Genomic DNA, 18,053 nt, shown 5'->3' on the forward strand with positions numbered 1-18,053 from the left:
GGGTGTCCGAGCAGCAGCCCCACTCCCCCGTCGCGCACACGCCGCGCTCCCTCATCGTCACCCTGTACGGCGCCCACGGGCGCGGTTTCGCGGGGCCCGTGCCCGTCGCCGAGCTGATCCGGCTGCTCGGGGCGGCCGGGGTGGACGCGCCGTCCGTACGGTCCGCCGTCTCGCGCCTGAAGCGGCGCGGGCTGCTCGTCGCCGCGCGGACGGCGGGCGGCGCGGCCGGTTACGCCCTGTCCGACGACGCCCGTCAGCTGCTCGACGACGGGGACCGGCGGGTGTACGGGGAGGCCGGCGCCGGCGACGGGTGGGTGCTCGCGGTGTTCTCCGTGCCGGAGGCGGAACGGGCCAAGCGGCACGTGTTGCGCTCCGCGCTGGCCGGGCTCGGGTTCGGGACGGCCGCGCCCGGGGTGTGGGTGGCGCCGGCGCGGCACTATGAGGAGACGCGGCATACGTTGCGGCGGATCGGGTGCGCGGAGTACGTGGATCTTTTTCGCGGGGAGCATGTGGGGTTCGCGGCGACGGCTGACGCGGTTGCGCGGTGGTGGGATCTGGCGGGGCTGGCTTCGTTGCACGAGGCGTTTCTTGCGGAGCATGGGCCTGTGCTTGTGCGGTGGCGTGAACGGGGTTCTGGGGGTTCGCCGGGGGCGGCGGCTGAGGCTTACCGGGATCATCTGCTGGCGTTGGACTCCTGGCGGCATCTGCCGTATGCGGATCCCGGGTTGCCGGTGGGGGTTCTTCCCGAGGGGTGGCCCGGGTTCCGGTCGGCGTCGGTCTTCCACGCGCTGAACGAGGCGCTCCGGGAACGGGCGTCAGAATTCGTCCACGGGGTCAGCTCCGCGCGGCCCTAGGTAGGTGGGTGGCCCCGCCCGGTGGGTCACCTCGACTCTCGTCGTGGCTGATCGCGCAGTTCCCCGCGCCCCTGGGTGAGTGGGTGGCCCCACCCGGTGGGAATCCTCGACTCTCGTCGTGGTTGCTCGCGCAGTTCCCCGCGCCCCTGAGGGAGCGGGGCTTCGCCCCTGCTCCCCAGGGGAGGAGGTGGCGACGCAGTCGCCCCGACAGGGGCGCGGGGAACTGCGCGACCAGGCCCCACCGGCCGAAAGATGAACAACCACGCCCAGGGGCAGCGCCCCGTCAGGGGCGCGGGGAACTGCGCGGAACGGTCGCTACAAGCCGCCTCAGCCGGAGAACTTCCCTGTCTGGGGGCGCCGCGAACCCGCCGCATACGGCACGGGCCACCGCACCCCCGGCCCGGAATACCCCTGCTCCGCCGCCGCGTGCAACGCCCAATGAGGGTCATAAAGGTGCGGCCGCCCAAGCGCACAAAGATCCGTCCGCCCCGCGAGAACAAGCGAGTTGACGTCGTCCCACGACGAGATCGCCCCCACGGAGATGACGGGCACCCCCACTTCATGCCGGATCCGGTCCGCGAACGGCACCTGATACGACCGCCCGAACGCGGGCCGCTCCCCGCTCACGACCTGCCCCGTGGACACATCCACCGCATCCGCCCCGGCCAGGGCGAACGCCCGAGCGATGCCCACCGCGTCCTCCCCGCTCGTGCCCCCCGGCGCCCAGTCCGTCGCCGAGATCCGCACCGTCATCGGCCGCCCCGCGGGCCAGACCTCCCGTACCGCCTCGAAGACTTCCAGCGGGAACTTCAGCCGGCCGGCGAGCGACCCCCCGTACGCGTCCGTCCGCACGTTGGTGAGCGGGGAGAGGAACGACGACAGCAAGTAGCCGTGCGCGCAGTGCAGTTCGAGCAGGTCGAAGCCGGCCCGCGCCGCCCGTCGCGCGGCGGCGGTGAACTGCTCGCGGATGTCGGCGAGTTCGGGCACGGTGAGCGCGCGCGGGAGCTGGCTGTCGGGCCGGTAGCGCAGCGCGGAGGGCGCGACGAGCGGCCAGTTGGAGTCAGGGTCGGGAAGGGGTTCGTCGATGCCCTCCCACATGAGCCGCGTGGAGCCCTTGCGCCCGGAGTGCCCGAGCTGGACGCCGAGGGCGGTGCCGGGCGCGTGGGTGTGGGCGAAGTCGACGACGCGCCGCCAGGCGTCGCCCTGTTCGTCGGTGTAGAGGCCGGCGCAGCCCGGGGTGATGCGGCCCTCGGGGCTGACGCACACCATCTCGGTCATGACGAGCCCCGCCCCGCCGAGCGCCCGCGCGCCGAGGTGGACGAGGTGGAAGTCGCCCGGCACGCCGTCGACGGCGGAGTACATGTCCATCGGGGAGACGACGACGCGGTTGCGCAGCCGCAGCCCGCCCAGCTCGAACGGCGTGAACATGGGCGGCGTCCCCTCGGGGCACCCGAACTCCCGCTCCACGCCCCGCACGAACTCCGCGTCCCGCATCCGCAGATTGTCGTGCGTGACCCGGCGCGAGCGCGTGAGCAGCGTGAACGCGAACTGCCGTGGCGGCAGGCCGAGATGGCGGGGAAGGTCCTCGAACCACTCCAGGCTGGCCCGCGCCGCGCGCTGCGTGGAGGCGACGACGGGCCTCCGCTCCTCCTCGTACGCGCGCAACGCCTCCTCGACCGTGGGTTGTTCACCGAGGGCACCGGCGAGGGCGACGGCGTCCTCGACGGCGAGCTTGGTGCCGGACCCGATGGAGAAGTGGGCGGTGTGGGCGGCGTCGCCGAGCAGGACGCAATTCCCGTACGACCAGCGCGCGTTGACGACGGTACGGAAGGTGAGCCAGGCGGAGTTGTTGGATTTCAGGGGGCGGCCGCCGAGGGCGTCGGCGAAGACCTTGGCGGCGTGTTCGACGGACGCGGCGACGTCCATGGCGGCGAAGCCCGCGGCCCGCCACACCTCGTCGCGCATCTCGACGATGACCGTCGACTCGTGGGCGCTGTAGGGGTATCCGTGCAGTTGCATGACGCCGTGCTCGGTCTCCGCGATCTCGAAGCGGAACGCGTCGAACGCGAAGTCGGCGGCGAGCCAGATGTAGCGGTTGCGGTGTTCCTCGACGCGGGGCTCGAAGTGGTCGGCGTGCGCGGTGCGGGTGCGGCTGTGGACGCCGTCGGCGGCGACGACGAGGTCGTAGGAGTCGCGCAGTTCGGCGGCGGCCGGCGCTTCTGTGCGAAAGCGCAGGTCGACGCCGAGGGCGCGGCAGCGCTCCTCCAGGATTTCCAGGAGGCGGCGCCGGCCGAGGGCGGCGAAGCCGTGGCCGCCGGAGGTGAGGCGGGCGCCGCGGCGCACGATGTCGATGTCGTCCCAGCGCACGAACTCCTCGCGCAGCGCCGCGTACACGACGGGGTCGGCGTGTTCGATGCCGCCGAGGGTCTCGTCGGAGAGGACGACGCCGAAGCCGAACGTGTCGTGTGGCGCGTTGCGCTCCCAGAGCGTGATCTCGCGGGTGGGGTCGAGGCGTTTGAGGAGGGCCGCCGTGTACAGGCCGCCGGGGCCGCCGCCGAGCACGGCGACGCGCCGGGCGGGCGCGGCCGTCACCGGCCCCGCCACTTCGGCGGGCGCTTCTCGGTGAACGCGGCGTGGAACTCGGCGTAGTCCTCGCCGTTCATGAGGAGTGCCTGTGTCGCGGCGTCCATCTCGACGGCCGCCGCGAGGGGCATGTCCAGTTCGGCGGTGAGCAGGGCCTTGGTCTGGGCGTGGGCGAGGGCGGGTCCGTCGGCGAGGCGGCGGGCGAGCGCGAGGGCGGCCCGGTCGGCGCCGCCTTCCTCGGTCAACTCGCTGAGCAGGCCGATCCGTTCGGCCTCGGGCGTGCGCACCGGCTCGCCCAGCATGAGCAGCCGGGTGGCGTGGCCGAGGCCGACGACGCGCGGCAGCAGATACGCGGCGCCCATGTCGCCGCCGGACAGCCCCACCTTGGTGAACAGGAACGCGAACCGGGCACTCGGGTCCGCGACACGGAAGTCGGCGGCGAGCGCGAGGACCGCGCCGGCGCCCGCGGCGACGCCGTGCAGGGCGGCGATCACCGGGAAGGGCGCCTCGCGGATCGCGCGCACGACCTGCCCGGTCATCCGGTTGAAGTCGAGGAGCTGGGCGGTGTCCATGGCGAGGGTCGCGCCGATGATCTCGTCCACGTCGCCGCCGGAGCAGAAGCCGCGGCCCTCGCCGGTCAGGACGAGGGCGCGTACGGATCTCTCGCGGGAGAGTTCGGCGAGCAGGTCGCGCAGGTCGGCGTAGGCGCCGAAGGTGAGCGCGTTGAGCTTGTCGGGCCGGGCGAGGGTGACGGTCGCCACGCCGTGCTCGTCCTCGGCGTACGCGAGGTGCCGCCAGGACGGGGTGCGGGGGGCGGAGCCGGTGAAGGGACTCATGCGCGTGCGGCCTCCTGGACGGTTCGGCTGCTCTCCGTCGAAGCTATCACCTGTTTGTGACTTCCGTCAGGAGTACGCGATAAGCCTGCGCGGCCGGGCGGCCTCCGTAGAGCCGGAGGGAGCAGACGGGTACATAAGCGCTATTTCCCCTCCATAGAGTCCAATGTCCTGTGGAAGACCACCGGGAGGCTCTATCGGCGCACGCCGTACCATTCATAAGGTTGAACATCGGGCAGTGCCGCCGTCCTGCCCGGCCGCCCTGCCGCCACGCCCGTCCCCGAGCCGCCCCACTCAGGACCCGCCTTGTCGCCTCATCCCGGCCCCGCGCCCGCCTCGTGGCGGATAGCGCTGCCTCACACGGCCGCCGCAGTGCCCGTCGCCCGCGCCCTCGTCCGAACCGCCCTGGCCGAGATCGAGTCACCGGTCGCGGACGCGGACACCGCCGAACTGCTCACCGCGGAGCTGGTGGCGAACGCGGTGGAGCACACGACGGGCGACGCCCCGATCGAGCTGGTCGTGGAGCTGCTGGAGTCCGGCTGTCAGGTGGAGGTACACGACCCCGATCCGGCGCCGCCCACCGATCTGACCCGGCCCGACGACGCCGGGGCGCCCGACCCCTGGCAGGAGCACGGCCGGGGCCTGCTGCTGATCCGTACCCTCAGCTCCTCCTGCGGGCACCGCCCCACCGAGTCCGGCAAGGCCGTGTGGTTCACGCTGCCGGCGGTCCCGTGCCAGCGTCCGCCGTCGGAGCGCTAGGGGATCCGGAAGCGCCGGGTCCGCCGGGCGCGCCGAGCCGTGAGTTGCGGCGCCCGTACAGCGCGTAGACCAGGGCGCCGACCACGAGGAACCCGGCGAACTGGACCCACGTCGTCCAGCCCGTCCCCCAGATCAGATACAGGCACATCGCCACGCCGAGCACCGGGCTGAGCGGGTAGAGCGGCACGCGGAACGAGCGGGTCAGCTCGGGGCGCGAGCGGCGCAGCGCGACGACGGCGATGTTGACCACGGCCATGATGGCGAGGGTGCCGATGGTCGTCAGGTTCACGACCACGTCCAGGGACGCGAACGCGGCGGGCACCGCGAAGACCGTCGCCACGATCCAGGTGCCGGCGACGGGCGTCGAGGTGCGCGGCGAGACCCGTTCGAACACCCGCGGGATCAGGCCGTCGCGCGACATGGACATGAGGATGCGGGTCTGTCCGTACATCACGGCGAGCACGACGGACGCGATGGCGACGACGGCGCCGAACGCGACGATGCCGCCGCCGACGGTCGAGCCGGTCACGTGGTTCACCACGAGGGAGAGCGCCGCGGGCTTGTCGCCGACCTGCTCGGCGCCGAGCGCGCCGATGGCGGCGACGGCGACCGCGCAGTAGAGCAGGGTGACGAGCCCGATGCAGATCAGGATGGCGACGGGGATGTTCCTGCGCGGGTTCTTGACCTCCTCGCCGGCCGTGGTGATCGCGTCGAAGCCGATGTACGAGAAGAAGGCGAGGGAGGCGCCCGAGGTGACGCCGCCGACGCCCTGGGCCATGAACGGCGACAGGTTGCCGTCCTGGAAGGCGCTGAAGCCGATCGCGCAGAACGCGACGAGGATGCCGAGCTTGAGTATTGCCATCGCGGCGGTCGCGCGGGCGCTCTCCCGGATGCCGCGCACGAGCAGCGTGGCGGCCATGAGCATGACGATCACGGCGGGCAGGTTCACGACACCGCCGTCGCCGGGTCCGGCGGAGAGCGCGGCGGGGAGCTGCCATCCGGTGAGGCTGTCCAGCAGCTCGTTCAGGTACTGGCTCCAGCCGACCGCGACGGCGGACACCGACACGCCGTACTCCAGGAGCAGGCACCAGCCGACGAGGAAGGCGACGCGCTCGCCGAGGGTCGCGTACGCGAAGGAGTACGAGGACCCCGAGACCGGGATCGCGCCGCCCAGCTCCGCGAACGAGAACGCGGTGAACACGCAGGTGATCGCGGCGAGCACGAACGAGACGATGACCGCGGGGCCCGCCTTGGCGACCGTGTCGGACAGACCGACGAAGATGCCGGTGCCGACGATCGCGCCGATGCCGAACGACACGAGCTGGAAGAGGCCCATGGTCCGCTTGAGCCCGTGCCCCTCCAGGTCGGCGCCGGACTCGGCGATCAGGGACTCGGGCGACTTGATGCGCAGGCCGGTAGGGGGCGGCGACGGCGACATGGGGTGGTGCTCTTTTCTTACGGCTCCCGGCCGCCGGGGTCTCCGGGGTTGCGGGGGGCTCCGTTGTGGGCTCGGGGCTCGGATCAGGGGCGGGCCGGACGGAGGTGAACCGGACGGGGGTGGGTCCGGTCCTACCAGTGTGGACGGTCGCGTACGGGGGTGCCGCGCCGGGCGGCGGAGCCGGTAGGGGGCTCGGGGTACGGGGTTCGGGCCGCGCGGCGCGGGGAGGCGTCAGTCGGTGGTGCCGAGCGTGGCGACCATGACCGCCTTGATGGTGTGCATGCGGTTCTCCGCCTCGTCGAAGACGACGGAGTGCTCCGACTCGAACACCTCGTCGGTGACCTCCAGGGACTCCAGGCCGTACTTGGCGTGGATCTCGCGGCCGACCTTGGTGCCGAGGTCGTGGAAGGCGGGCAGGCAGTGCAGGAACTTCACGTCCGGCACGCCCGTCGCCCGCAGCACGTCCATGGTGACCGCGTACGGCGTGAGCGCCTTGATCCGCTCGTCCCAGACCTCCTCGGGCTCGCCCATCGACACCCAGACATCGGTGACGACGAACCCGGCGCCGCGCACGCCCTCCGCCACGTCCTCGGTGAGCGTGATCCGGGCGCCGCTGGCCTCGGCGAGCGCGCGGGCCTCGGCCACGACCGCGTCGGCGGGCCAGTAGGCGCGGGGCGCGACGATCCGTACGTCCATGCCGAGCAGGGCGCCGGTGACGAGGTAGGAGTTGCCCATGTTGAAACGGGCGTCACCCAGGTACGCGAACGCGATCTCGGTCAGCGGGCGGTCGCTGTGCTCCGTCATGGTGAGCACGTCGGCCAGCATCTGCGTGGGGTGCCAGTCGTCGGTCAGGCCGTTGTAGACGGGCACCCCGGCGTACGCGGCGAGCGTCTCGACGGTCTCCTGGGCGTCCCCGCGGAACTCGATCGCGTCGAACATCCGGCCGAGCACCCGGGCGGTGTCCTTGCTGGACTCCTTCTTGCCGATGTGCGAGCCGGCCGGGTCGATGTACGTGGTGGAGGCGCCCTGGTCGGCGGCGGCCACCTCGAACGAGCAGCGCGTACGGGTCGACGCCTTCTCGAAGATCAGGGCGATGTTGCGCCCCTTGAGGTACTGCTTCTCGGCCCCGGCCTTCTTCGCGGCCTTCAGTTCGGCGGCCAGGTCGACCAGGCCGCGGAACTCCTCGGCGGTGAAGTCCACCTCCTTGAGGAAGTGGCGGCCGGTGAGATCGGGACGCGGGGCTGTCGCCATGGGACGCTCCTGGGGTACGACGTGGGCGGGACCGGTGGACTCCCGGGGCGCGGGCCGCCCCGGAAACTGGAAGTCTATACGACGATCCACATTTTTATTCAGGGGCGGGGTCGCGTCCGTGCCAGGGGCGGGGTCGCGTCGTACAGGGACGGAGTGCATTTCAGACGGAATCCCCTACGCAGGTACGGGATCGCGCTCCACGGGACAGCTCATGCAGCGCGGGCCGCCCCTGCCCCGGCCCAGTTCGCTGCCGGGGATCTCGATGACCTCGATGCCCTGCTTGCGCAGGAACGTGTTGGTCGTGGCGTTGCGCTCGTAGGCGACGACCACGCCGGGCTCCACCGCCAGCACGTTGCACCCGTCGTCCCACTGCTCGCGCTCGGCGGCGTGCACGTCCTGCGTCGCGGTCAGCACCCGCACCCCGCTCAGGCCGAGCGCCGCCGCGATGGCCCGGTGCATGTGCTCCGGCGGGTGGTCCGTCACCTTCAGCTCCCGGCCGGCCGTGCCCGGCTCGATGGTGTACGAGCGGAGCATCCCGAGGCCCGCGTACTGCGTGAACGTGTCACCGTCCACCATCGTCATCACCGTGTCCAGATGCATGAACGCCCGCCGTTTCGGCATGTCCAGCGCCACGATCGTGCGCGCCGAGCCCGCCGCGAACAGCTTGTGCGCCAGCATCTCCACGGCCTGCGGCGTCGTCCGCTCGCTCATGCCGATGAGGACCGCGCCCTGGCCGATCACGAGCACGTCGCCGCCCTCGATGGTCGAGGGGTAGTCGGCCTGGCCCTGCGACCAGACGTGGAACGGCTCGTCGCGGAAGAGGGGGTGGTGGCGGTAGATCGCCTCGAAGTGCACGGTCTCGCGCTGCCGGGCCGGCCACTTCATCGCGTTGACGGAGACGCCGTCGTAGATCCACGCGGACGTGTCCCGGGTGAACAGGTGGTTCGGCAGCGGCGCCAGCAGGAAGTCGTCCAGCTCCATCACATGGAACCGCACCGAGGTCGGCTCCGCGTGCGCCGCCAGGAACTCCCGCTTCGTCATGCCCCCTATCAGCGCCGTGGCCAGCTCCGGCGCGGGCAGCGTCTCGAACGCGGCGCGCAGCGCGTCCGTCGCCAGCGGGCCGTACTCCTTCTCGTCGAAGACGCGGTCCAGGACGAGGGTGCGGGCCTCGTCCAGCTCCAGGGCCTCGGTGAGCAGGTCGCCGAAGAGGTGGACGGTGACGCCCCGGTCGCGCAGGACGTCGGCGAAGCCGTCGTGTTCCTGGCGGGCGCGGCGGACCCAGAGGACGTCGTCGAAGAGGAGTTGGTCCTTGTTGCTGGGGGTCAGGCGCTTCAGCTCCAGGTCGGGCCTGTGCAGAATCACTTGGCGTAGGCGGCCGGACTCGGAGTCCACGTGAATTCCCATGCGGCCTATCATTCCCTCTTCGCGCGATGACGCACGCGCCCGACGCGATGCCTCAGGCCGGCGGGCGGGCGGGCGTGGTCTTTCGCCCTCCACTCCGTCGTGGCTGATCGCGCAGTTCCCCGCGCCCCTGAGGCGTTCTCCAGCTGAGGCCCGCTGACCTGAACGTTGCGCAGTTCCCCGCGCCCCTGAGGGAGCGGGGCTTCGCCCCAGCTCCCCAGGGGAGGAGGCGGCGACGCAGTCGCCCCTCCAGGGGCGCGGGGAACTGCGCGACCAACCCACCACCCACCCGCAGGTGAACGACAACCCCAGGGGGCAGCCCCTTCAGAGGGCTCGGGGCAAGAAGGACGCGGCGGAAGCTACAGGCGGGGATCCACCGGCTCCGCCTCCAACGCCAACACCGCGAACACACACTCATGCACCCGCCACAACGACTCCCCCGCCCCCAACCGCTCCAGCCCCTCCACCCCGACCCCGAACTCCCGCACCGCCAGCGACCGCTTGTGCCCGAGCGTCCGCTGCCGCAACCGCTCCAGGTTCTCCGGCCGTGTGTACTCGGGCCCGTACACGATCCGCAGGTACTCCCGCCCCCGGCACTTCACGCCGGGCTGCACGAGCCGCCCCTTCCCGTCCCGGACGACCGCCCCGACCGGCTTGACGACCATGCCCTCGCCGCCCCGCCCGGTCATCTCCAGCCACCAGTCCACCCCGGCCCGCACGGACGCGGGGTCCCCGGTGTCGACGTACAGCCGCCGCGTCGTCCGCAGCAGCCCGCTCGCGTCATGCTCGACGGCCCGGTCGATGAGCGCGAGTTGCGCGTCGTGCGGCAGCTCCGCCAGCGACCGCCCCTGGACGGCGAGGATCTGGAACGGCGCGAACCGCACACCGTCCAGCCCGTCCGTGTCCCAGCAGTACCGCCGGTACGCGTCCGTGAACGCCGCCGCGTCCGCCGCCCGCCCGCGCTGCCGCTCCAACAGCCCGCCGACGTCGACACCGCGCCCGGCCGCCGCCTCCAACGCCCCGAGCACGCCCGGGAACACGGCGCCCGCCGCCGCGCCCACCGCCGCGTACTGCGAGCGCAGCAGCCCCTGGGCCTTCAGCGACCACGGCATCAGCTCCGCGTCGAGCAGCACCCAGTCCGTGTCCAGTTCCTCCCACAGCCCGGCCGCGCCGAACGCGTCCCGGATCCGGCCGAGCACCGCCTCGGTGGTCTCGGCGCTGTCGAAGAACGGGCGCCCGGTACGGGTGTACAGCGACCCGGTGACAGTCCCGTCCTCCACGCCGAACCGCTCCCGCGCCACCGCCGCGTCCTTGCAGACCAGGGCCACGGCCCGGGACCCCATGTGCTTCTCCTCGCACACGACGCGGTCCACGCCGTCCGCCGCGTATCGCGCGAACGCCTCGGCGGGGTGCTCCAGGTAGCCCTCGACGGAGGAGGTCTCGGTAGGTGCCATCGTCGGCGGCAGGTACGGCATCAGGCGCGGGTCGACGGCGAACCTGCTCATGATCTCCAGCGCCGCCGCCGCGTTCTCCTCGCGCACGGCGACCCGCCCCGCGTGCCGGGTCTCCACGGTTCTGCGGCCGTGGACGTCGGCGAGGTCGAGCGGCCGGCCCTGGTGACCGCCCGGCGCCCCCGTGGCGAGCGGTCTGACCGGCTCGTACCAGACACGCTCGGCCGGCACGTCGACCAGCTCACGCTCCGGCCAGCGCAGGGCGGTCAGCCGCCCGCCGAAGACGGCGCCGGTGTCGAGGCACAGGGTGTTGTTGAGCCATGTCGCGGACGGAACCGGGGTGTGCCCGTACACCACAGCGGCACGCCCTCGGTACTCCTCGGCCCACGGGTAGCGCACGGGCAGCCCGAACTCGTCGGTCTCCCCCGTCGTGTCCCCGTACAGCGCGTGCGCCCGCACCCGGCCCGAGGTGCGGCCGTGGTACTTCTCCGGCAGGCCGGCGTGGCAGACGACGAGCTTGCCGCCGTCGAGGACGTAGTGGCTGACGAGCCCGTCCACGAACCGCGCGACCTCGGCGCGGAACTCCTCGCTCTCCCCCTCCAGCTGCGCGACGGTCTCCGCCAGCCCGTGCGTGGGCTGCACGGTGCGGCCCTTGAGCCAACGCCCCAGCTTGTTCTCGTGGTTGCCGGGCACGCACAGCGCGGCGCCGGACGCCACCATGCCCATGACGCGCCGCAGCACACCGGGCGTGTCGGGGCCCCGGTCGACGAGGTCACCGACGAAGACGGCCGTCCGGCCCTCGGGGTGCGCGCCGTCGACGTACCCCAACTTGCCGAGCAGCGACTCCAGTTCGCTCGCGCAGCCATGGACGTCGCCGATGATGTCGAAGGGGCCGGTGAGATGCGTGAGGTCGTTGAACCGCTTCTCCCGTACGACACTCGCCCCGTCGATCTCCTCGGTGCCGCGCAGGACGTGCACCTTGCGGAAGCCCTCGCGCTCCAAGTGACGCAGGGAGCGCCGCAGTTCGCGGGTGTGCCGGGTGATGACGCGGCGCGGCATGCCGGCGCGGTCGTCACGGGCGGCGTTGCGCGCGGCGCACACGTCTTCGGGCACGTCCAGGACGACGGCGATGGGCAGCACATCGTGCTCGCGGGCCAGCTGGATCAACTGGCGGCGCCCCTCCTGCTGCACGTTCGTGGCGTCGACCACGGTCAGCCGGCCGGCGGCGAGGCGCTTGCCGGCGATGTAGTGGAGCACGTCGAACGCGTCGCCGCTCGCGCTCTGGTCGTTCTCGTCGTCCGCGACCAGGCCCCGGCAGAAGTCGCTGGACAGGACCTCGGTCGCCTTGAAGTGGGTGCGCGCGAACGTGGACTTGCCGGAGCCGGAGGCACCGATCAGGACGACGAGCGCCAGGTCGGTGACGCTCACCACGCGCGGGCCGGTCTCCCGGCCGTCGCTCGTACGGACACTCATGCCGCTGTCGCCTCCTTCTCCGTCGATGTGGACTGCGGTATGTGCTGCTGTGTGCGGGTGCTGCTACGGGTGTGGGGGTCGCCGGGGCCGGGCCGGTCGGTGGCCGTGAACACCGCGAGCTGGGTCGGCGGACCGACCTCGGGGTCGTCGGGGCCGACGGGCGCGAACCGCACCTCGTACTCGTGCCGCCCCGCGACCCGCTCGGCCCACGCGCGGAACTCGGCGCGCGTCCACTCGAACCGGTGGTCCCCGTGCCGGACATGCCCGGCCGGAAGCGACTCCCAGCGCACGTTGTACTCGACGTTCGGCGTGGTCACGAGCACCGTACGGGGCCGTGCGGCGCCGAAGACCGCGTACTCGACGGCGGACAGCCGCCCCAGGTCGACGTGCTCGATCACCTCGCTGAGCACCGCCGCGTCATACCCGCGCAACCGCTTGTCGGTGTACGCCAGCGAGCCCTGCGTCAGCCGCACCCGCGCGGCCTGCCGCTCGCCGAGCCGGTCGAGGTGCAGTCTGCGCCGGGCGATGGTGAGGGCCCGCACGGACACGTCCATGGCGACGATCTCCGTGAACCGGGGGTCCTTGAGCAGCTCCCCCACCAGCTGGCCCTGCCCGCAGCCCAGGTCGAGCACCCGCGCCGCCCCGCACGCCCGCAGCTCCGCCACGATCGCCTCGCGGCGGCGCACGGCGAGCGGCACCGGCTTCTCCTCGGTGTCCGCGTCCTCGTCCACGGCGTTGTCGAGGTCTTCGACGTCCGTGTCGTCGGTGGCGGCGAGGCGGGCCAGCTCCAGCCGCTCCTTGGCCTGCCGGGTCAGCGACCAGCGCCGGGACAGGTAGCGGTTCGTGATGAGCGTCTGCTCGGGGTGGTCCGCAAGCCAGCCCTCGCCGGCCCGCAGCAGCTTGTCCACCTCGTCGGGCGACACCCAGTAGTGCTTGGCGTCGTCGAGGACCGGCAGCAGGACGTACAGGTGACGCAGTGCGTGCGCGAGCCGCATCTCGCCGTCGAGGACGAGCCGCACGTACCGCGACGGCCCCCACTGCGGGAACGTCTCGTCCAGCGCCACCTGCTCGGCCTGGACCGTCCAGCCCAGCGGCTCGAACAGCCTGCGGACGAGCTCGGGGCCACCGCGCGCGGGCAGCGCCGGCACCTCGACACGCAACGCCAGCGGCTGCTCGGCACGCTCGGGCCGCCCCTTGGACACCCCGCGCAAGGCGCTGGAGAAGACGGCGCCGAGCGCCACCGCGAGCAGCGACGACGCCGCGTAGGGCCGGTCGTTCACGTACTGCGCCAGCGCCGCGTCCGCCGGGGCGCCGCCCTTGCTCCGGGCGCGGCGCGCCAGCGCCACCGGATCGATCTCCAGCAGCAGCGCGGCCGTGCAGCGCTGCGCGCTCGCCTCGGGATAGAGGACGTGCGCGGTGCCGTAGGAGGTGGAGAACTCCTGTGCCTTGTCGGGATGCTTGTGCAACAGGTGCCCGAGGTCGGTCGCGGGGTTCTCCGGGGAGCCGGTGGTGCTGATCGTCATGAACACGCTGCCAGTCTCCCCGTGCGGCACGACGGTGACCACCGGGTTTTCCGGGCTCCGGCTTCGGTGTGGGCATGATGGCGGCATGGATCTCCGCGTGTTCACCGAGCCCCAGCAGGGCGCCACCTACGACACCCTTCTCCGCGTCGCCCAGGCCGCCGAGGAACTCGACTACGACGCTTTTTTCCGCTCTGACCACTTCTTGCACATGGGGTCCGTCGACGGGCTGCCCGGTCCGACGGACGCCTGGACGACTCTCGCCGGCCTCGCCCGCGAGACCCGGCGCATCCGTCTCGGCACGCTGATGACGGCGGGCACCTTCCGACTGCCCGGTGTGCTGGCCATCCAGGTCGCCCAGGTGGACCAGATGTCGGGCGGCCGTGTCGAACTCGGCCTCGGCACCGGCTGGTACGAGCAGGAGCACGCCGCGTACGGCATCCCGTTCCCCAAGGAGAAGTTCGCCCGCCTTGAGGAGCAGCTCGCCATCGTGACGGGCCTGTGGGAGACGCCGGTCGGCCGGCGCTTCAGCTACGACGGCGCGTACTACCAGTTGAAGGACTCCCCCGCCCTGCCCAAGCCCGAGCAGCGGCGGGTGCCGATCCTCGTCGGCGGGCACGGCGCGGAGAAGACCCCGGCGCTCGCGGCCCGCTTCGCCACGGAGTTCAACATCCCCTTCGCTTCCGTCGCCGACACGGAGCGCCAGTTCAAGCGGGTGAAGGCGGCGGCTGCCCGGCACGGGCGCCCCGAGGACGACCTCGTCTACTCCAACGCCCTCGTCATCTGCGTCGGCCGTGACGATGCCGAGGTCAAGCGGCGCGCGGACGCGATCGGCCGGGACGTGGACGAGCTGAAGGCCAGCGGCCTCGCCGGCTCGCCCGCCGAGGTCGTCGAACGCATCGGCGCCTACCAGGCGGTGGGTTCTCGGCGCATGTACCTCCAGATGCTCGATCTCGACGACGTGGACCATCTCGAACTGATCGCGTCCGAGGTCGCCCCTCAACTCCGCTGATCCCACTTCCCCTCCCTCCTTCGCTCGAACACGCGTCAACCGGACACACCCCCGCACGCGGTGGCGCCACGCGCGGGTGAAAAGGCGTCAACCCTGGTGGCGGGGGGTGCCCGCGCCAGTGACCCGCCAGTGACGATGATCGTTGTCGGGGCGGAGCCGGACCGCCCGGCACCCGCGCCGGCGGTCGCTGCCGGACGTCATTCGCGTCACCTGCCCTCCCCTCGGAGGAGGGCGAGGGCCGAGGAGGCCGTCATGTCCCAGGAAGCCGTGCCCGAACAGGCCGCGCACGAGTCGACCGTGCCTGCACAGCAGGGCGCACCCAAGGGGCTTCTGCAGCAGATGGAGGAGCTGATGGCGGCGCTCAACGCCGATCTGTCCCAGCTCGACGCCGACCTCCAGCAGTCCCCGGGCGGCTCCCGTCCGGGCGGTGAGGACGCCTGACGCTCCTCCCCCGGTCCGATGTCCGCGCCACCCGCGCGGATCGCCGCGCTCCCCGCCGCGCCGACCGGCCTCATGCGGCGGAGTCCGAACCGGGGTGAGTCCCCGGGGCCGGGGCCGACTCCAGCCGGCGGGGCTCATGCTCCGGGAGGCGCCGCAGTAACTCCAGGACGCGGTCCCGGGATTCGTCCGCCGCGTCGATCGCTTCCATGCACTGCCAATAGGCACCCTCCTCGAACGACGCGCTCGCCACGGCGACCAGCGCGATCCCCACATCTCCGAGGAGCGCGGCGAGGTCGGTCAACGCCTGCCGTGTGTCCCCCAGTTCGGTCAGGCGCGCCGCCCGTATGCCGCCCGCGCCGACCACCGGTATCGCCGAGCCGCCGCTGCCCCGCGCGCCCGCCTCGCTCAGCCCCCGGGCCTCACTGCGCACCCGGGACGAATCGTGTGTCGCCAGTCCGTTCCCGATCGCCTGGGCCAGTGCCTGTGCCTGCCATGCCTCCCTCATGATGTCCGGCGCGTCCTGGCTCTCCGCCAGGGCCCGTCGACCGACCCCGATGAGCCGCACCGCATCCATCCGCGTCCCCGTCCGTCCCTGCCCAACTCCCTTGTCCACTACCCAGAGTGAGGGTCGTCGGGTGGAAACGCCAGAGGAAAACCGAAATCTGTGGACAGATTATCGAATGTGGATAACTCTATGACTCCGGAGAGTGACGAACGGGTGGCCTCGGACCGTCCTGCGGGTCGGACCGTCCTATGTCTCGGACACCCCGGGCGCCCCGGACGTCCCGGATGCCCCGAATGCCGGGGAGCCGGGCGCCGGGTCCGGGCGGGCGGAGCGGTCGGGGGCCGGGAAGCGGTGTTCGTTGCGGTCGATCTTCGCCGCGAGCGCGCCCAGCGCGTCGACGCCGAGCACCTCGCAGAGCTGGAGGAGGTAGGCGAGGACGTCCGCGATCTCGTCCTCCACCCGGTGGGCGGAGGCCGGGTCGTCCATCACGCGGGCCGACTGTTCGGGTGTCAGCCACTGGAAGATCTCCACGAGTTCGGACGCCTCCACGCTGAGCGCCGTCGCCAGGTTCTTCGGCGTATGGAACCGCTGCCAGTCCCGGGCCGCCGCGAAACGGGCCAGCCGCGCCTGAAGGCCCGCCACGTCCAGGGGCCCGTCCGCGCCGGCCGGCCTCTCGGCGGCACGGGAGCCGGCGGACCCGGCCTGCCCGGCGGTGGCATCGGGGACGGCCGGGGCGGCTGGATCGGCAGGGGCCGGGCCGCCGGGGCGGGCCGGGTCGGCGGGGCGGGGGTCCGTGGGGCCGGTGGCGCTGTCTGTCACGGCCTCAGGTCTACCACCGTCGCCCCTTCCTCCCGCGCCACCCGCTCCGCGACGGAGTCCACGCCCACGGCGGCGAGCAGGCGGATGTGTCCACGGGCGCACATGCGGGTGGCCAGGCCGACGAGTTCGGCGCTCTGCGTGGGGTCGAGGCCGCGGTCGAGGCCGTCGGCGGCGATGGTCAGGCTCTGGAACGCCTCGGGGACCTCGGCCGCCGTGTCCACCTCCAGCACCCGCGGCCCGGTCAGGAGCACCAGCGCGAGCGCGAGGTAGCGCAGTTCGCCGTCCGCGAGCCGGGACAGCGGCGTGCCCGGGCCGTCGCCGCGCGCCACGAAGGCCCGTACGAAACGGTCCGACGCGGTGTGCTCGGTGAGGACGTCGGTCACCTCGCCGGACAGCCCCGCGCGCGCGGCGGCCACCAGGAGCGAGTGCCGGATGCCGCAGTCGGAGCGCGTGCGGCGCAGGACGGCGGCGAGGTTGTCGCAGCCGCGCTGGAGCCGGTCGGCGCAGACGGAGACCGGCGCCCGCATCCGCCGCGGCTCGGGATCGCAGGGGAAGACCGACCGCAGGCCGACGACGACCTGCTCGGCGGCGGCGAGCACTTGGCGCTGCCCCTCGGTGCGGCCGGCGACGCGCAGCGGCACGAGGGCGGTGCCGAGGAGGTCGTCGGGGAGGGGGCCGCGCGTGACGGGCACCGATCCGGCGGTGTACCAGGCGGCCTGGACGTCTCTGCGGCCCGGATCGCGCAGCGCGGTCTCCAGGTACGTCACGTCGTCCGGGCCCCGCAACCGCTCGCCGACGATGCGGAGTTCGGGTTCGGCCTGGATGGCGAGGTCGAGGCGGACGGGGCCGAGGGCGCCCTCGACGGTGCATCCGATGCGGAAGCCGCGCCGCTGCTGGGCGTCGGGGCGCGCGCGTTCGGGGACACAGGAGGACGGGTCGGGGAAGACGTCGGCGAGGCCGGCGCCGCCGCCGAGGCGTGCGAGGGCGGTGAGCGCGGCGATGGCGCTGGACTTGCCGCTGCCGCTCGGCCCGCTCAACACGGTGAAGGGGCCGAGGGGAAGGGTGGTGCCGCGGTGCCGGGCGTAGGCGGAGAGCCTCAGTTCGGACACGCGCGGGCGGTCCGCGGACGCGCCCTGGGGTGACGGGGGCGCGCCCCGGTGGAGCACGGTCATGCGGCGAACGTAAACGGTCATGAGACGCAGAACCGTCTCTCCGCCGGGACCTTCCTACGAACGAGGGACTATGCCCCTCGGTCTTGCCAGAGCGCAGCGGGCCTGTGCCGGGTGCCGGCCCGGCGGCGTCCGGTCCCGGGTCAGGACAGGGCGCTCGCCCCGGCGACCAGGCCCTGGACCTCGGTGCCGGGCGGGGCGAGGAGGAAGACGTTGCGGTCGACGCGGTGCATGCCGCAGCCGAGGCCGAGGACCACGCCGCTGCTGAAGTCCAGCACCCGCTTGGCCACTTCGGACTCGGCTCCGGTGAGGTCGAGGAGGACCGGGATGCCGGACATCACGGTCTCGGCGACCTCGCGCGCGTCGCCGAAGACATTGACCCGCAGGACGACGAAGCGGCGGCGCGGCTCCGTGTACGCCTCGGGCATCGCCCGGTGGTCGACCGCCGAGGGCCATTCGTTGCGGCTACGGAGCGGAACGACCTGGGCGAGCCCTTCCCATTGTTCGTCGGTGACGTCGTGGCTGTTCACTGCCCCCACCCCGT

15 protein-coding genes are annotated in these 18,053 nt (G+C 72.6%); 4 read left to right on the forward strand and 11 right to left on the reverse strand.

Annotation, left to right across the window (positions count from 1 at the left end):
- Positions 1-2 precede the first annotated feature (2 nt).
- Entirely contained in the window at positions 3-854 is an 852-nt protein-coding gene (locus tag ACZ7LY_RS01325; RefSeq protein ID WP_471622397.1) for a PaaX family transcriptional regulator, read from the forward strand.
- A 327-nt stretch (positions 855-1,181) separates the two neighbouring features.
- Here ACZ7LY_RS01325 and ACZ7LY_RS01330 read toward each other — a convergent pair whose 3' ends face one another.
- Together ACZ7LY_RS01330 and ACZ7LY_RS01335 are read right to left on the reverse strand one after the other, a co-directional pair.
- A complete protein-coding gene (locus ACZ7LY_RS01330; protein ID WP_471622398.1) occupies positions 1,182-3,458 on the reverse strand; it encodes a bifunctional salicylyl-CoA 5-hydroxylase/oxidoreductase in 2,277 nt (758 codons plus the stop codon).
- Positions 3,443-4,273 carry an enoyl-CoA hydratase family protein gene (locus tag ACZ7LY_RS01335; RefSeq protein WP_471622399.1) on the reverse strand — a complete coding sequence of 277 codons (831 nt, stop codon included), beginning with the start codon at positions 4,271-4,273 and terminating at the stop codon, positions 3,443-3,445. The genes ACZ7LY_RS01330 and ACZ7LY_RS01335 overlap by 16 nt, the downstream gene beginning before the upstream one ends.
- Before the next feature lie 303 nt (positions 4,274-4,576).
- Between ACZ7LY_RS01335 and ACZ7LY_RS01340 the strand changes: the two genes are divergently transcribed.
- Positions 4,577-5,029 (forward strand): ATP-binding protein, encoded by a 453-nt coding sequence (locus ACZ7LY_RS01340; RefSeq protein ID WP_471622400.1) that lies wholly within the window; start codon positions 4,577-4,579, stop codon positions 5,027-5,029.
- On the opposite strand, the gene ACZ7LY_RS01345 is transcribed toward ACZ7LY_RS01340, so the two are convergent.
- The 5 genes from ACZ7LY_RS01345 to ACZ7LY_RS01365 form a co-directional block, all read right to left on the reverse strand.
- Entirely contained in the window at positions 4,983-6,467 is a 1,485-nt protein-coding gene (locus tag ACZ7LY_RS01345) for an amino acid permease (protein WP_471622401.1), read from the reverse strand. The genes ACZ7LY_RS01340 and ACZ7LY_RS01345 overlap by 47 nt on opposite strands.
- A 231-nt stretch (positions 6,468-6,698) precedes the next feature.
- Complete coding sequence (gene argF / locus ACZ7LY_RS01350) at positions 6,699-7,718, reverse strand: ornithine carbamoyltransferase (RefSeq protein WP_471622402.1); 1,020 nt, start codon at positions 7,716-7,718, stop codon at positions 6,699-6,701.
- A gap of 174 nt (positions 7,719-7,892) precedes the next feature.
- Entirely contained in the window at positions 7,893-9,122 is a 1,230-nt protein-coding gene (locus ACZ7LY_RS01355; protein ID WP_471622403.1) for an arginine deiminase, read from the reverse strand.
- A 356-nt stretch (positions 9,123-9,478) separates the two neighbouring features.
- Entirely contained in the window at positions 9,479-12,043 is a 2,565-nt protein-coding gene (locus ACZ7LY_RS01360; RefSeq protein ID WP_471622404.1) for a polynucleotide kinase-phosphatase, read from the reverse strand.
- Entirely contained in the window at positions 12,040-13,572 is a 1,533-nt protein-coding gene (locus ACZ7LY_RS01365) for a 3' terminal RNA ribose 2'-O-methyltransferase Hen1 (RefSeq protein ID WP_471622405.1), read from the reverse strand. The genes ACZ7LY_RS01360 and ACZ7LY_RS01365 overlap by 4 nt, the downstream gene beginning before the upstream one ends.
- A 79-nt stretch (positions 13,573-13,651) precedes the next feature.
- Here ACZ7LY_RS01365 and ACZ7LY_RS01370 point away from each other — a divergent pair, with 79 nt between their 5' ends.
- Positions 13,652-14,575 carry an LLM class F420-dependent oxidoreductase gene (locus tag ACZ7LY_RS01370; protein WP_471622406.1) on the forward strand — a complete coding sequence of 308 codons (924 nt, stop codon included), beginning with the start codon at positions 13,652-13,654 and terminating at the stop codon, positions 14,573-14,575.
- A gap of 252 nt (positions 14,576-14,827) precedes the next feature.
- The gene (locus tag ACZ7LY_RS01375; RefSeq protein WP_471622407.1) at positions 14,828-15,016 is read left to right on the forward strand and encodes a hypothetical protein; all 189 of its coding nucleotides are present in this window, start codon (positions 14,828-14,830) and stop codon (positions 15,014-15,016) included.
- 70 nt (positions 15,017-15,086) lie between these two features.
- On the opposite strand, the gene ACZ7LY_RS01380 is transcribed toward ACZ7LY_RS01375, so the two are convergent.
- The 4 genes from ACZ7LY_RS01380 to ACZ7LY_RS01395 all read right to left on the reverse strand — a co-directional run bounded on the left by ACZ7LY_RS01380 (position 15,087) and on the right by ACZ7LY_RS01395 (position 18,039).
- Positions 15,087-15,590, reverse strand: a complete 504-nt coding sequence (locus ACZ7LY_RS01380; RefSeq protein ID WP_471622408.1) for a DUF6099 family protein — start codon at positions 15,588-15,590, stop codon at positions 15,087-15,089.
- Positions 15,591-15,767: 177 nt separating this feature from the next.
- A complete protein-coding gene (locus ACZ7LY_RS01385) occupies positions 15,768-16,169 on the reverse strand; it encodes a nucleotide pyrophosphohydrolase (protein ID WP_471622619.1) in 402 nt (133 codons plus the stop codon).
- Between the two features lie 167 nt (positions 16,170-16,336).
- On the reverse strand, positions 16,337-17,512 hold the full coding sequence (locus ACZ7LY_RS01390; protein ID WP_471622409.1) for an AAA family ATPase: 1,176 nt from the start codon (positions 17,510-17,512) through the stop codon (positions 16,337-16,339).
- Between the two features lie 140 nt (positions 17,513-17,652).
- Positions 17,653-18,039 carry a cell division protein SepF gene (locus tag ACZ7LY_RS01395; RefSeq protein WP_471622410.1) on the reverse strand — a complete coding sequence of 129 codons (387 nt, stop codon included), beginning with the start codon at positions 18,037-18,039 and terminating at the stop codon, positions 17,653-17,655.
- Positions 18,040-18,053 lie beyond the last annotated feature (14 nt).

The sequence above is a fragment of the Streptomyces sp. NPDC107550 genome (assembly GCF_055639095.1).

Excerpts from the sequence above, each read along its gene's own strand:
- ACZ7LY_RS01355 (WP_471622403.1), bottom strand. The coding sequence starts at position 9,122 with ATGGGAATTCACGTGGACTCCGAGTCCGGCCGCCTACGCCAAGTGATT.
- ACZ7LY_RS01335 (WP_471622399.1), bottom strand. The coding sequence starts at position 4,273 with ATGAGTCCCTTCACCGGCTCCGCCCCCCGCACCCCGTCCTGGCGGCAC.
- argF (WP_471622402.1), bottom strand. The coding sequence starts at position 7,718 with ATGGCGACAGCCCCGCGTCCCGATCTCACCGGCCGCCACTTCCTCAAG.
- ACZ7LY_RS01345 (WP_471622401.1), bottom strand. The coding sequence starts at position 6,467 with ATGTCGCCGTCGCCGCCCCCTACCGGCCTGCGCATCAAGTCGCCCGAG.
- ACZ7LY_RS01390 (WP_471622409.1), bottom strand. The coding sequence starts at position 17,512 with ATGACCGTGCTCCACCGGGGCGCGCCCCCGTCACCCCAGGGCGCGTCC.
- ACZ7LY_RS01375 (WP_471622407.1), top strand. The coding sequence starts at position 14,828 with ATGTCCCAGGAAGCCGTGCCCGAACAGGCCGCGCACGAGTCGACCGTG.
- ACZ7LY_RS01370 (WP_471622406.1), top strand. The coding sequence starts at position 13,652 with ATGGATCTCCGCGTGTTCACCGAGCCCCAGCAGGGCGCCACCTACGAC.
- ACZ7LY_RS01380 (WP_471622408.1), bottom strand. The coding sequence starts at position 15,590 with ATGGATGCGGTGCGGCTCATCGGGGTCGGTCGACGGGCCCTGGCGGAG.
- ACZ7LY_RS01360 (WP_471622404.1), bottom strand. The coding sequence starts at position 12,043 with ATGAGTGTCCGTACGAGCGACGGCCGGGAGACCGGCCCGCGCGTGGTG.